Here is a 14,200-nt window from a genome sequence, read left to right as displayed (position 1 = left end):
TTGGGTGAATCAATCATAAAAGGCCGCGGGGCACAATTTAACGGCAAGAACAAATTCCTGAAGCATTTTCAGGTACCGGAAAAGTCAGCGGAATACCGGGCTGCTCTTGACGAATGGGAGGTGGAAAAGACCGAAACTCAATTTTTCAAAGAGCATCCAAAGAAGATCGTGAACAAAGTCGCCAGCCCTGATGTGGGTGCGGCATTCTCCATCAATCCTTATCAGGGCTGCGAGCATGGATGCATTTATTGCTACGCGCGCAATAGCCACCAATATTGGGGCTATAGTGCCGGGCTGGATTTCGAGAGCAAGATCATCATCAAGGAAAGTGCACCTGAACTGCTGGTGAAGCACCTGGAGAACCCTAAATGGATACCGGCTTCCATTATGCTTTCCGGCAATACGGATTGCTATCAGCCCATTGAACGCAAAAAACAGTTGACCCGCAAAATGCTGGAAGTTTTTCTCGAATACCGCCATCCGGTGGGCATCATCACCAAAAACTCGCTTATTCTGCGTGATCTGGATTTGCTCAAGCAATTGGCCGAAATGGACCTGGTACACGTCATGGTGAGCGTCACCACTCTTGATGAAGACATCAGGCGCAAGCTGGAACCACGAACTGCCAGCGGGAAAAACCGGCTAAGGGTTGTGGAGGAACTGGCCAACAATAAGGTTCCTGTCGGGGTAATGACCGCACCGATCATTCCGGGGCTCAATGATTCCGAGATCCCGGCAATTTTAAGAGAAGCAGGTGCGAGAGGCGCCAGGAGTGCAGGCTACACAATCGTGCGTCTGAATGGAGAAATAGCGGGGCTATTTACCGATTGGGCCCGTAAGCATTATCCTGACCGGGCAGACAAGATGCTGAACCAGATTGCGGACTGCCATAATGGTAAGCTCAATGACAGCCGGTTCGGTACCCGCATGAGAGGCGAAGGACACTTAGCCGGGATGATAAAGCAGTTGTTTACCATTAACAAACGGAGATACATCCACTCTGATCCTCCGTTTAAATACAACTTCAGCTTATTTCGCAGAAAGCGCCAGGGCCAATTGGATCTTTTTGGATAGGGCTGCCCGGCTTGCTATGAAAATAGCCCAAAAAAAAGCCGCTTCCAGGTTATCAGGAAGCGGCTTTTTTAATCTGAAAAAGGATTAGGATATTAGACTATTCCAGCACCAGTTTGCCGGTTTTAGCCATCTCACCAGCCTGGAGGCGGTAAATGTAAATGCCTTTTTCGAGGCCTGTGGCATTGAAATCAGCAGCATGAAGACCTGCCGGTTGTTTTTCGTTTACCAATGTTGTGATTTCCTTGCCATTCATATCATATACTTTCAGCACTACTTCTGATGAAGTGTTCAGAGAATAAGTGATCTGAGTTTGGTTATGGAAAGGATTGGGTTGTACGGTAACGGCACCGTTGAAGTTGTTTTCCACTATGCTTGTATTAAAGTCATAGTCATTACAATCCTGGTCGTTGCCCGTAAAATCATCCACGTTTGTGCCCCAGTTTGTAGAAATGCAGATCTCAATATTGCCATGTGGTGCATTGATAGTAAGCCCACCTGTGGAAATTGTCCTGTCGCTATTGGCAGCAAGATCATTTTCCAAAGTATAGGTCAAATTTAATGGAGAACCGGATCCTACTCTTACCTGAATTGGAATGGTTATGCCTTCCTCAATTACACTATCACTATAATTATTCAAGGTAAATGAGAATTGCGTGGGTACACCCATATCAATAGTAGAATTTTCCGGGGGCACAGTAATGGCGGAAACACCTACGTCTCGTTTGTATGTAATGAGCTGGTAGGTAGTGCATGTTGTATCATTATTTATATCTATGTCACCGGAAAACTGAGTCCAGGCACAGAATTGAATTGGGCCCAAAGGAGAGTTGTCAAATGAGCGGAGGGCAGTGAGAGAAATCAAAAGTGAATCCCCCGGGTCCAAAGTACTGGGTGCGGGTATATTACTTACTGTACCGGCAGTGCCCTCAACGCTGAAATTCACAGCAATCTGGGTGCCTTGTGAAATTGCAGTCGAACCCAAATTTGTAATATAGAATTGCAAGCGTGTTGGCACGCCCTTTTTTAGAGTCGGTCCGGTTGGTAAAAGCGATGTAACTCCAACATCTTGTGCGAATGCCAGGGAAGCTGTAAACATCGCTGCCACGGCAAAAAGTAAAATCCTTTTCATAACTGAAATTTGTTTTTTGTTGATTAAAGGTCCAAAGATAATGTTTAAGGAGAATTCACAAATTTTAGTTCTGATAAAAGTTCAGATTACCTTCAGGGAACAACTCTCTTAAATAGTGGTAGACCGTCCGGGGTGCTGGGGATTATACCAAAAAAGCCGCTTCCAATTGAATGGAAGCGGCTTTAAGATCTTATGGTAATGTGTGGTTACTGCACCACCAATCTGCCGGTTTTGGAAACTTCGCCAGACTGCAGGCGGTAAATGTAGATTCCTTTTTCAAGCGCTGAAGCATCAAAATCCGCAGCATGTTTGCCAGCGGCCTGCTTTTCATTCACCAGCGTTTGCACTTCCTTGCCTGCCAAAGTGTAGATTTTGAGCACAACTTCTGAAGAAGTGGCCAATGCGTAGGTGATCTGTGTTTGCTCATCGAATGGGTTCGGCTGGATGGCAACTGAACCTGCAAAGTTATTTTCCTTAATTCCGGAAGGAGCTATCTGGTAATCCTGGCAGAATTCATTATTCGTCTGGACGTCATCAACAACGGTACTCCAGGCGGTTTCAAAGCAAATCTCAATAGGGCCGTTTGGAACAGTTGCCGGCACTTCTATTACGGGAGAAGAATACGAGGCCTCGCTGTTAGGAAGCATGTCTGTTGTCAGGTCTACATAATATTCTTCCGGTGTACCTGTGCCAAATCTCACTTGGTAAGGAATACGGGTATTCACTGAAATTGCACTATCGCTGAAATTCTTTAGTGTAAAGGTAAAGGAATAGGAAGTTTGCTTCTCGACAATTGAGTTCGGAAGGGGAATTGGAATGGCTGTCATTCCGATATCTCTCTTATAGGTAACCAACTCAAAGTTGCTGCATGTTTGGTCATTGGCACTGTTTCCATCAGCAGCATACTCTGACCAGATACAAATTTCTATTGCACCCAGAGGTTCGTTTTCAAATGTAGGGTACAGCATCAAATTGTAGCTGTCACCGGAGGGTAAAGGGTTGACAAGCGGAAAATTTATTGACTGAACGGGGTTGTTTCCAATTTCAACTTTTAAGGGGATGATGGTCCCTCCGTTTATGGTATTAGGTCCATTGTTCACAATCTGAACAGAAAGATTGGCGGCAACGCCCTTCCTGAGAATCGGTGCATCCGGTGCGGTCAGGTCTTCCATTGATATATCCTGAGCAAATACCATTGATGCTGAGAACATTAATACTGCGGCAAAAAGTAAAATCTTTTTCATAAGGATTGTTTTAATTTATTGTTTAGTTGCTTAAAGATGTTAAAAAGCAAAAAAGGCTGCTTTTTAGTTCAGGAAAAATACATTTTATTTTAATAAACTTTTTCTCCACGAAGCAGCCATTTGCTCCAGGAAAAGTTGTATGTGTGGACCTGCATGGTTTCTTCTCCGGAACTATTATAAACAGGATATCCCTTGTTCACCCACTCAAAGATGCTCCCGTAAAGGTTATGCACATTTGAATAACCTGTCTTCTTCAGTTTCTCGCCAATCTTATTGCTGCGATAGCCCACTGAGCAATATGTCACAATAAAAGCATCTTTAGAAATCCCGGCTAATTTCTCGATTTGGAATTCGTCATAACCAACCCAGATGGCTCCCTTGATATGGCTCACCTCATGCTCCTCTTTTTCGCGGGTATCAAGCAATACTACATCATGCAGTTTCTGCAACGAGTCAACTTTGATGAGGGGCACTCCGTAGCTAAACCGGTTGTCCAGCATGTCGTGAAATTCCTTCTCGGTTTTTTGCGCGCAGGCTGTAACGGATTGAACAAAAAACCCGGCAAAGACCACAACAGGAAGCCGGAAAAGCAACCGCCATATTCTTTTGAATAACATCATTTTTTCAAAATGCTAAGATGCTAAAATTTTATAGTGTATTAAAAAATGACACGCCAAAGCATTTCGCCAAGACGTGCAATTTTTTGCATTAATAAATTTTAAATTAAGGAAATACGCCCAGCGACTTATAGCTGGCAGCTACTTTCTCAAGTCCATTTACAAAAGCTGCCATTCGCAGATCCGGGATGTCGGGCCGGTTATCCAAAAGATCGCGCAACTGCTCATATCCCAGGATCATGGTTTCTTCAAGGCCGCTGCGCACCAGGTCCAACTCATCGGCTCCTTTTACCACGAGTTCATGATGGTCCACATCAGGGCTTTTTTGCAGGATATGATGTATAGAGGAAGATAATTTCTTGAAGGTAACCTCGTCAAAACGTTTTTCCATTCGGCCAAAACGAACGTGGGAAAGGTTCTTCAGCCATTCAAAGTAAGAGACAATCACACCCCCGGAATTCAGATAAATATCCGGAATGATCAGGACGCCTTTATCGCGCAATATTTTCTGAGCCTCCACTGTAGTAGGACCGTTGGCAGCCTCTGCGAGTATTCTGGCTTTCACCCGTGGGGCATTCCCTTCATGCAGTACGTTTTCTATGGCAGCCGGGATAAGAATATCGCATTCCGTTTCCAATAGCTCCGAGGAGTGCGGAACATTGACTGCGCCAGGAAAATCCATGATTGACCCGCTTTTATTTCTATGCTCAATTACCTCGTCAGGGTCAAGGCCGTCTTTATTGTAAAGGCCGCCTTCATATTCTGCAATGCCTATTATTTTGGCGCCACCTTCCTCGCGGCAAAATTTAGCGGCATGATAGCCGACATTCCCCAGACCCTGTATGATGACGGTTTTGCCTTCCATGCCCAGGGGAAGTTTGAGCTTCTGCATATAGTTTTCTTCATTCACGATCTCACGAAGCGCATAAAATACACCTAAGCCGGTGGCTTCTGTGCGTCCTTTTATTCCTCCCTGGCCATAAGGCTTTGCAGTAACGCAGCTCATCGCCTCGTTTTCTCCGTATTTAAAAGTGGCGTACGTATCCGCTATCCATGCCATTTCCCGGCTGCTGGTTCCATAATCTGGCGCAGGCACATCTACTCCGGGGCCAATGCAGTTCTTCTTGATCAGTTCCGTGGTGTATCTCCGCGTGATCTTTTCCAGTTGATCCTCGGTATAATTTGCAGGATTCAGCCTTACACCTCCTTTTGCACCTCCGAATGGAATGTCCACTCCCGCACATTTAAAGGTCATAAGCGTGGCCAGCGCTACCGATTCGTCTTCGTCCACCATTTCGCTGTAGCGTATGCCTCCCTTAGTGGGCAGCTTATGGTGGCTGTGATGGGCTCTGTATCCCTGAAATACTTTTATTTCCCCGTTTATCCGCACCGGGAAATGGAATTTATAAATGCTGTTACAGATCTTGATCTGCCGGTATAGCCCCATGTCTATGTCCGTAAATTTTACGGCTTCATCAAGGGTTTCATATACATCATGCAGAAATTTGGCACCGCCACTTTGTTGAGACATAATCTGGATCGTATTAAAATGAATGGTTTGAAAAAAAGCGAAATATAGTTGAAAAAACAAAGGCTCAGAGGCTCTGTTCAAAAGAACTTGTTGTGCGCGAAACAGCGTCCGTTTCTTTTAGTTTTATTCAGGTTTTATGGGTCATGTACATGCTTCACCTGAAATGGGTAAATTTCCTGGTAAAGGTGCTTCACCATACTAACTAATTTCTCCCGCATTTCGTTGATGTTCGTTTTATTGACGGCTGAAATAAAGACAGCTTCGTTATCGGATTCATTGAGCCAGCTTGCCTTCAGGTATTCCAGCTTTTCCGCAGGCGATTTTTTCTTTTCTTCCTCCCCGTAAAATTCCCCGCTCAGCTTATCAATTTTATTGAAAACCATCAGCACCGGCTTTCCGCCTGCACCCAGTTCCTTCAGGGTATCGTTTACCGTGTTGATTTGATGCTGATATTTAGGATGTGAAATATCTACAACATGTACCAGAAGATCCGCTTCACGAACTTCATCCAGTGTGCTCTTGAAACTCTCCACCAGGCCGTGTGGCAGTTTCCTTATAAAGCCCACCGTATCCGAAAGCAGGAATGAAACCTGGTCCAGCACAATTTCCCGTACTGTAGTATCCAGCGTAGCAAAGAGTTTATCCTCCGCCAGTACCGTTGCTTTTGCCAGCAGGTTCATCACGGTGGATTTTCCGGCATTGGTATATCCCACCAGCGCCACTCTTATTTTCTGGCCTCTGCGCTTTCTGCGGGTTACGTTCTGTTTATCTATCTGCTCCAGCTTTTTCTTCAGCAGCGAAATATTATTGCGAACGATCCGCCTGTCCGTCTCAATTTCCGTTTCTCCGGGGCCTTTCATCCCGATGCCACCTTTTTGCCGGCTCAGGTGCGTCCACATCTTAGTGAGGCGCGGCAGCAGGTATTCACTTTGCGCCAGTTCCACCTGTGTTTTCGCCTGGGCAGTTTGGGCACGCGTAGCAAAAATATCCAGGATCAGGTTGGTGCGGTCCAGCACCTTGATGTCCAGTATTCGTTCAATATTCCGCAGTTGCGATGGCGTCAGTTCCTCATCAAAGATCGCCACGTCTACCTCGTGGCCCTCGATGTAATCCTTCACTTCCTGCAGCTTGCCGCTTCCGAAAAACGTTCGGGGATGGGTATGTGGCCGTTTTTGCCTAAACCGTTTCAATTCCACTGCTCCGGCCGTCTCAGCCAATGCTGAAAGTTCATCAAGATGCTCCTCTGTTTCCTCCTCGGTTTCATGGGCAGTAGTTACTCCCAGCAGAATGACATTTTCAGGATTTGTGGGTTGTTTCATACATTAAAATCGCGTTGCTGACTTGCAAAGATAACGGACGAAAAAGATGAAGGTTAGAATAGCCGCAGCAAAACAGGTTTAATTCAGATACTGAAAATTTTTATTGAATCTGTCTGGAAACAGAAAATTTAAAGTCGTGGAAATGAACCTTTTTATTGCCGGTTGCAAATTAGCGTGTAGGTCCGATTTATTATAGGACAATTCCGCGCCAGCGGAATACTTATCCCCCAGCCGTTGAAGCCCGTGTCCGGGCTTGTCCCAAAAATAATGGGACTTACATTGAATATGCGAACATTACATTTTTTATATGCCTTCTATATTTGCCAAATCGAAAAACAAGAGACTTTGAAGGGAATAGTAGCTAAATCCACAGGGAGTTGGTACACGGTGCTGACTGAGGATGGAAAGGAACTTCAGGCGCGCATTAAAGGGAAGTTCCGGCTGAAAGGCATGAAAGCTACAAATCCTGTAGCTGTAGGAGATTCTGTGATACTGCAGAATGACCTGGCCACAGGCGATTACCAGATAACGGAAATCGCGGACCGGCAGAATTATATCATCAGAAAATCCAGCAACCTCAGCAGCCAATACCATATTATTGCGGCAAACATGGAGCAGGCTGCCTGCGTGGTAACCATAGCATATCCACGGACTTCACAAGGATTTATTGACCGGTTTCTCATTACCGCTGAAGCTTATGAAATTACACCGTTAATTATTTTTAACAAGGAAGACCTGGCCATAGACAAGAAAAGGGAAAAGCTGGAACAACTGCGGGCGCTCTACAATTCGCTGGGATACGGATGCCTGGAAACCTCTGCGAAAACAGGGTTGCACATGGATGAACTGCGGCAGGAACTTCATGGGAAAACCAGCCTGCTTATCGGCCATTCCGGTGCGGGTAAAAGCACGATCCTTAATTTTCTGTGCCCCGAGCTGGAATTGCGAACTGGCGTACTCTCTGATTGGTCAGGAAAAGGAAAACATACGACAACCTTCGCAGAGATGCACTTCCTGAATGCGGAAACCAGAATAATTGACACTCCCGGAATTAAAGAATTTGGTTTGGTGGATTTTAAAAAGGAAGAGATCAGCCATTATTTTCCGGAAATGAAAGACGTATTGAGCCAATGTAAATTCAATAATTGCCTTCACATAAATGAGCCGGGGTGCAAGATTCTTCGCCTGTTGGAGTTGGGTCAGATCAATCCGGAGCGGTATGCCAGCTATCTTAATATGCTGGACGATGATGGGGTGGAAGGATGAGTTTTACCCAAGTTTAATTGTATTCACTTAATTGAATCTTTGAATTTGCAAATAATTAAATTTCAATTATTTAAATAGTTAAAAATGAAAGTTGTAATTCAGCGTGTGCAGGAAGCGGCCGTAAAAACCGGTGGCGAAATAAAATCGGAAATAGGAGCAGGATTGCTCGTCCTGGTTGGCTTTGAGGCGGAGGAATCTTCTGAAGAAATGCAGTGGATGGCTTCTAAAATTGCCAACCTGCGAATATTCAATGATGACGCAGGAGCCATGAACTTTTCTGTGAAAGACGTGAATGGTGAATTGCTTGCAGTGAGCCAGTTTACCCTACATGCGACAACCAAAAAAGGAAACCGCCCAAGCTTTAACCGGGCTGCACCGGCCGATGCCGCAATTACGTTTTATAAGGAATTTATCACATTGCTGGCTATTGCATCCGGCAGAGATATTTTGACTGGCGCTTTCGGGGCTGACATGCAAGTGAGCCTGGTAAATGACGGCCCGGTCACCATTATTATTGATTCTAAAAATAAAGAATAGAATTTTATGACAATTACCGAAGCACAGGAAAATGTTGACGTTTGGATCAGAACCATTGGTGTTCGCTATTTTTCAGAGCTCACCAACATGGCAATCCTGACGGAAGAGGTGGGTGAACTGGCGAGCATAATGGCCCGTAAATATGGTCAGCAATCCTTCAAACCTGGCGAAGAGGAAAAGGCTGACATGGCAGATGAAATGGCTGATGTCCTTTGGGTTTTGATGTGCCTGGCCAACCAAACAGGCGTAAATCTGGAAGAAGCATTAAAGAAAAATATTGAAAAGAAAACAACAAGAGATAAGAACCGATACAATCAGTGAACAGTGAGCAGTGAACAGTGAACAGTGAAATAGTGATTAGTTGGTGATTTGGCCGTTTACTTTTTTTCTCCGTATTTATTTTTTTCCTTTTTTAATCTTAATGCCTTAATTATTCTTTTAAAATGAAAGTCACCAATTGGGGGCGATTCCCGGTAGTACATGCAGATGTTGTTTCACCGCTCAGCCGGGAGGATGCTGTTGCTGCTATTGGAAGCGCTGGTCAGATAGCCCGTGGCTTAGGCCGCAGCTATGGTGATGCCTCGCTGGCACCGCGCATTGTTTCTTCACTCCGGCTGGACCATTTCCTGGATTTCGACCGTGAAAAGGGGACCATCCGTTGTGAGGCAGGAGTAAGTTTTGATAGCTTGCTGAAGCTTATTCTTCCTGAAGGCTGGTTTCTGCCGGTTACGCCCGGAACAAAATACATTACAGTAGGAGGTGCCATAGCGGCCGATGTGCATGGCAAGAATCATCATAAGGAAGGTTCATTTGGAAGATTTGTCCATGAACTGAAACTCCTGGATGCGCAGGGTAAGTTGCTAACCTGCTCTCTTACTGAGAACCCGGAACTCTTTGCTGCGACTTTAGGCGGGATGGGCCTGACAGGAATTATCACCGAAGCGACTTTCCGGCTGAAGAAGGTGGAAACGGCCTGGATCAGCCAGCACACCTACAAGGCGCATAACCTCGACCAGATTTTCAGGCTTTTTGAAGAACATCGACAGGATACCTACACGATGGCCTGGATTGATTGCCTTGCCACCGGCAGCGATGTGGGCAAGAGTGTGCTTTTTACCGGGAAGCATTCTACGATGGATGAGCTTTCGCCCAGTGCCCGACAGCAACCGATGCAGATAAAGGAGAAATTTAAACTGAACATTCCTTTCCCGCTGCCGCATTTTGTGCTGAATAATTATGCTGTCAAGGCTTTTAACGCGCTATACTTTGCCCGGCACAGGCACGGGCATAAGCAGGTGGTGCCGTATGAGCCGTTTTTCTATCCGCTTGATGGCATCTTAAACTGGAACAGAATGTATGGCAGCCGGGGCTTTATTCAGTATCAATGTGTACTGCCGCTTGAGAAGAGCTATGACGGTCTTTCCGAAATCCTGCAAATGGTGGCCGGCCGTGGCGGAGGTTCCTTCCTTGCGGTGCTGAAGCTATTTGGCCCGCAGGATGGCCTGATGTCATTCCCCATGAGCGGCTATACCCTGGCGCTGGATTTCCCGCTGGAGGATTCACTGCTGCCTTTTTTGGATAAGCTCGATGAAAAAGTGGCGGCCTTTGGCGGGCGCATCTACCTGGCAAAGGACGCCCGCATGAGCCGGGAGATTTTCGAGGCTACCTATCCCAATCTGCCGCAATTCCGCGAGTTGCTCAGCAAATTTGATCCGGAGAAGAAATTCCGGTCACGGCAGTCAGCAAGGCTGGGAATATAGGACTACTCCCGCTCGCTCAGCTCCAGCCAGCGCAGTTCCTTGCTATCCATTTCTTCAAGAATAACCTGGATTCGATTTGCCCATTCTGAGAGTTCTTCATGGCTTCCCCGGCCACTGTTCATCTTTTCTGTGAGCTTTTTCTTTTCATTTTCTAAAGCGGCTATTTCCTTTTCCAAAAGGTCAAATTCCTTTTGTTCTTTATAATTCAATTTCCTTTTAGAAGGCGGGACAACCGATGGCTCTTTTGAGGTAGCCCCGGTTTGTGCAGGTTTTGTTTTGGATGTAATGGCAGCTTTTTCTTCCTGTAGTTTTTGCTCGCGGTAGCGGCTGTAGCTTCCGTTAAAGTCGGTGATTTCGCCATCACCTTCAAAGATGAAGAGATGGTCTACCACTTTGTCCATGAAATAGCGGTCGTGGGTTACTACGATAATGCAGCCGGAAAAAGTGCCAAGGAAATCTTCCAGCGTCTGGAGCGTAAGGATGTCCAGATCATTGGTGGGCTCGTCCAGGATGAGGAAGTTGGGGTTTTTCATCAGTACGGTGAGCAGGTAGAGCCTGCGCTTTTCGCCTCCGCTAAGCTGACTAACGTATACATGCTGTTTGGGCGGCTCAAACCCGAAGTGTTGCAGGAATTGCGAAGCCGGCAATTCGCCATTTGCCGTAGGGATTATGTCAGCAATATCCGTCACCACCTCCAGCACTTTTTTGTCAGCTTTCAGCTTCATGCCTTCCTGGCGGTAGTACCCAATGCGGATGGTTTCCCCGGTTTCTACTTCGCCCGAATCCGGAGGCATTAATCCGGTGAGCACGTTCAGGAACGTGGTTTTGCCGGTGCCGTTATCGCCCACTATGCCAATGCGTTCCCCTTTGCGGAAATTGTAGCTGAAGTCGCGCATCACCATTTTATCTCCAAAGCTTTTAGCGATGTGCTTTAGCTCAATGATCTTGCTCCCCAGGCGCTGGCTCCTCACCTGCAGGTTGATAGCAGCTTCTTCCTGTTCTCCCTGTGCTTTTTCCTGTAATCCTTCAATCGCATCCAGGCGATATTTGGCTTTGGTGGTGCGGGCCTTGGGCATTCTGCGCGCCCATTCCAGTTCTTTTTTCAAAAGTTGACGGGCCTTCTCTGCCCCGACTGCAGTTTGTTCCTGGCGTTCGGCTTTTTGCTCAAGAAAGTAGCTGTAGTTGCCTTTGTACCGGTAGAGTGTGCCGTTGCTGAGTTCCAGTATCTCATCCGTAATCCGGTCAAGGAAATAACGGTCGTGGGTTATGAGCAGGAGCGTCACGTTGCGGCCTGAGAGAAATTCCTCCAGCCACTCAATCATGTCCACGTCAAGGTGGTTGGTCGGCTCATCCAGGATGTAGAGGTCAGGCTGGCTTATGAGCAGGCGGGCCAGGGCTACACGCTTTCGCTGGCCACCGCTCAGGGTTCCGGTCTTCTGTTGCAGCTCGGTCAGCTTCAGCCGGGTAAGGACTTCCTGCACCCGCGCTTCATAATCCCACGCATGCAGGTGGCTCATTTGATCCATCGCGGGCTGTAGGTTTACACCGGTTATCAGTGCTTCCTCATATTCGCGCACAGCGTTCAGCAATGGATTGTCAGATTGCAGTATGGCCTGCAAAATAGTATGCTCCGGATCGAGTGCAGGCTCCTGTTGCAGGTAGCCCACGGAAATATCTTTATTAATGCGGACGATACCGGAATCGGTGCCATCCACGCCCGCCAGCACATTGAGCAGCGAGGTTTTGCCTGCACCATTCCGTGCTACCAGTGCTTTCTTTTCTCCCTGGTAAAGGCTTAGGGAAACATCCTGAAACAGCAGCTTTTCCCCATAGCGTTTGCTCAGGGATTCGGCTTGTAAAAAAAACATGGGGTGTGAAGGATTTTATGAGGTGCAAAGGAACGGAGAAAAAGTGTGCATTTTCCCGGAAACGCACCCCTGAGGGTTGGAAATCCCGGGGCGCTTCGTGCAGTCAAACCGCTTATTGCACAACATTCCATCTTGCCAGTTCCCATACCTGCCACTCGCCTCCTGGCTGCAAGATGCGCTTCTGAATGATGCCTGTCCCTTGCGCTATCAGGTAGTAGGTTTCGAGGCCGGATTCAACAGAATTCATGGGATCATGTATTTCGATCACATTATGAAATTCCTGACCTGCAATCTGTACAACAGGAAGAATTTCAGTGATTGTCACAAACATACCGCTGGGAGCTTCTGATCTGGTGCCGGCTGCCGGAGGATAAAAATACAGATAGGTCCAGTCGGAGGAAATGTCCTCGCGCGTATGAATTGCGAAGCCGCAGCGCTTACCGCTTTCGCCTCTTTCGCAAGTGCTTTCCCCGGTTATTCTGTCTCTGCGGCCCAGCGCGGGATGCTCAATAGTATATTGAAAAGTTTCCCGTTTAGATTGCAAAACATCCCGGTTGTACTCATCTACATACACCCTGGTATCAGATGTTACCACAGCACTGTCTGACGCACCGCTGGCAGTATCCTCATACACCCACCAGGTTCCTTCCTGGAAATACATGGCGGCCATAAATTCAGGCTGAAGAGGATATTCCGGAGCTTCTTCCCTGGGTTTACATCCTGCTATATTTATTATTAAAATTAATGTGAATAAAGAAAAAGAACGCAGCGTGCTCTTATTTTCCTTTGTTTTAATATTTAAATAATTTTTCATTTTCATTCTTAATAATTTGATGGTTTTAAATTTTGATTTTTTAACATTCAGGATTAACTGCCAATTTAATAATTGTTTATTTACTCAATAAATATCCAGTCCCCGCTGTCTTTCATTTTCACGGCCACGTTTGAGAACCAGAGCCTGAAATTTTCTTCCGGGTTTTGACGGACAAGGCTAAAGAGCAGCGGGCCTGCCGTTTGGTTGCTTTCCCAGGTTGCCGGGAAGGCATATTCAGCGTATCCGCCCCGCAGAAATGACCATTGTTGTATGAGGTGGTCATCGTTAAAATAGAGCTCATAAACGTCTCCGGGTGTGTAGCCGCCAGAATCCTCGTAGCTCACAGTGAGGCGATGCGCTATTTCCTGGCCCACAGGCATCTCCACATTTTCATCCAGTTCCAGGGAAATGTTGTCGTCCCACATCAGATGGAAGGGAAAGAAGAGCCAGTAATTGTCATTTATAAACCGCATATCGGCCTGCAGGCTTAGCGTGTCAGCACTGCGTATGGAATCGCGAAAAACTTCGAGGTGCGTCCCACCGCCTTTCACTGAATCTCCCGGGTTGGTATATTCAAACCAGTTAAGTCCTGGATTCCAGCGCCAGATTCGCTGCACGGTATCATTATCCACAAGAAAATTGAAGGTGTATTGAACCATCTCTACCTTATCAAAATCGTGGTAACCATACCGGGCTGCAATGTTTTGTGCGGCTTCTTCAGCAGGAGGTGTTTGCCCGCAGCCTGCAAGCAACAAGCAGAGGCAAACCCATCGTTTTACCTTCATCTTCATGGCAACAATGCGAATTATGAGGCCACAAAACTACGAAAGGCATTGCCCGCTTTACTAAGCACGCGCAAAGTGATATTCATTGCACCAAATACAAATTACCTGAAGCATTCTTTATTTTTTTTGAACATTTCCTATTTTAAGCGGGAGTTAGAATATAAAATACTTGACTATTACGGTTTGGATAGTATAATATTCTTTAATAGGTATAGGCTTTTAGATCGCAATTCTAAAGTGCTGATTTAATTCGTTT

13 protein-coding genes are annotated in these 14,200 nt (G+C 46.4%); 5 read left to right on the top strand and 8 right to left on the bottom strand.

Going from position 1 to position 14,200, the window contains the following annotated elements:
- Window positions 1-1,074 carry a PA0069 family radical SAM protein gene (locus WD077_06375; protein ID MEX0966844.1) on the top strand — a complete coding sequence of 358 codons (1,074 nt, stop codon included), beginning with the start codon at window positions 1-3 and terminating at the stop codon, window positions 1,072-1,074.
- A 97-nt stretch (window positions 1,075-1,171) separates the two neighbouring features.
- Here WD077_06375 and WD077_06370 read toward each other — a convergent pair whose 3' ends face one another.
- The 5 genes from WD077_06370 to hflX all read right to left on the bottom strand — a co-directional run bounded on the left by WD077_06370 (window position 1,172) and on the right by hflX (window position 6,914).
- Window positions 1,172-2,203 carry a T9SS type A sorting domain-containing protein gene (locus WD077_06370; protein ID MEX0966843.1) on the bottom strand — a complete coding sequence of 344 codons (1,032 nt, stop codon included), beginning with the start codon at window positions 2,201-2,203 and terminating at the stop codon, window positions 1,172-1,174.
- Between the two features lie 206 nt (window positions 2,204-2,409).
- Window positions 2,410-3,447: a T9SS type A sorting domain-containing protein gene (locus WD077_06365; GenBank protein ID MEX0966842.1), complete on the bottom strand. Its 1,038-nt coding sequence runs from the start codon at window positions 3,445-3,447 to the stop codon at window positions 2,410-2,412.
- A gap of 89 nt (window positions 3,448-3,536) precedes the next feature.
- Complete coding sequence (locus tag WD077_06360) at window positions 3,537-4,067, bottom strand: rhodanese-like domain-containing protein (GenBank protein ID MEX0966841.1); 531 nt, start codon at window positions 4,065-4,067, stop codon at window positions 3,537-3,539.
- Window positions 4,068-4,170: 103 nt separating this feature from the next.
- Window positions 4,171-5,595, bottom strand: a complete 1,425-nt coding sequence (locus WD077_06355; protein MEX0966840.1) for a Glu/Leu/Phe/Val dehydrogenase — start codon at window positions 5,593-5,595, stop codon at window positions 4,171-4,173.
- A 134-nt stretch (window positions 5,596-5,729) separates the two neighbouring features.
- The gene (gene hflX / locus WD077_06350; GenBank protein MEX0966839.1) at window positions 5,730-6,914 is read right to left on the bottom strand and encodes a GTPase HflX; all 1,185 of its coding nucleotides are present in this window, start codon (window positions 6,912-6,914) and stop codon (window positions 5,730-5,732) included.
- 345 nt (window positions 6,915-7,259) lie between these two features.
- Here hflX and rsgA point away from each other — a divergent pair, with 345 nt between their 5' ends.
- The 4 genes from rsgA to WD077_06330 all read left to right on the top strand — a co-directional run bounded on the left by rsgA (window position 7,260) and on the right by WD077_06330 (window position 10,477).
- Complete coding sequence (gene rsgA, locus WD077_06345; protein MEX0966838.1) at window positions 7,260-8,180, top strand: ribosome small subunit-dependent GTPase A; 921 nt, start codon at window positions 7,260-7,262, stop codon at window positions 8,178-8,180.
- A gap of 84 nt (window positions 8,181-8,264) precedes the next feature.
- The gene (gene dtd / locus WD077_06340) at window positions 8,265-8,717 is read left to right on the top strand and encodes a D-aminoacyl-tRNA deacylase (protein MEX0966837.1); all 453 of its coding nucleotides are present in this window, start codon (window positions 8,265-8,267) and stop codon (window positions 8,715-8,717) included.
- A 6-nt stretch (window positions 8,718-8,723) separates the two neighbouring features.
- The gene (locus tag WD077_06335; protein MEX0966836.1) at window positions 8,724-9,038 is read left to right on the top strand and encodes a nucleotide pyrophosphohydrolase; all 315 of its coding nucleotides are present in this window, start codon (window positions 8,724-8,726) and stop codon (window positions 9,036-9,038) included.
- 122 nt (window positions 9,039-9,160) lie between these two features.
- Window positions 9,161-10,477 carry an FAD-binding oxidoreductase gene (locus WD077_06330; GenBank protein MEX0966835.1) on the top strand — a complete coding sequence of 439 codons (1,317 nt, stop codon included), beginning with the start codon at window positions 9,161-9,163 and terminating at the stop codon, window positions 10,475-10,477.
- A 2-nt stretch (window positions 10,478-10,479) separates the two neighbouring features.
- Here the strand turns inward: WD077_06330 and WD077_06325 are convergent, their stop codons facing one another.
- From WD077_06325 to WD077_06315, 3 genes are all read right to left on the bottom strand, one after another.
- Window positions 10,480-12,345, bottom strand: a complete 1,866-nt coding sequence (locus WD077_06325; protein MEX0966834.1) for an ABC-F family ATP-binding cassette domain-containing protein — start codon at window positions 12,343-12,345, stop codon at window positions 10,480-10,482.
- Between the two features lie 112 nt (window positions 12,346-12,457).
- Window positions 12,458-13,159, bottom strand: coding sequence for a hypothetical protein (locus tag WD077_06320; protein MEX0966833.1), 702 nt, complete (start codon window positions 13,157-13,159; stop codon window positions 12,458-12,460).
- A gap of 80 nt (window positions 13,160-13,239) precedes the next feature.
- A complete protein-coding gene (locus tag WD077_06315; protein MEX0966832.1) occupies window positions 13,240-13,950 on the bottom strand; it encodes a hypothetical protein in 711 nt (236 codons plus the stop codon).
- Window positions 13,951-14,200 lie beyond the last annotated feature (250 nt).

The sequence above is a fragment of the Bacteroidia bacterium genome, assembly GCA_040880525.1.
GTDB lineage: Bacteria > Bacteroidota > Bacteroidia > CAILMK01 > JBBDIG01 > JBBDIG01.
The sequence above is the reverse complement of the archived record's forward strand: the minus strand, read 5'-3'. Positions and strand labels throughout refer to the sequence as shown.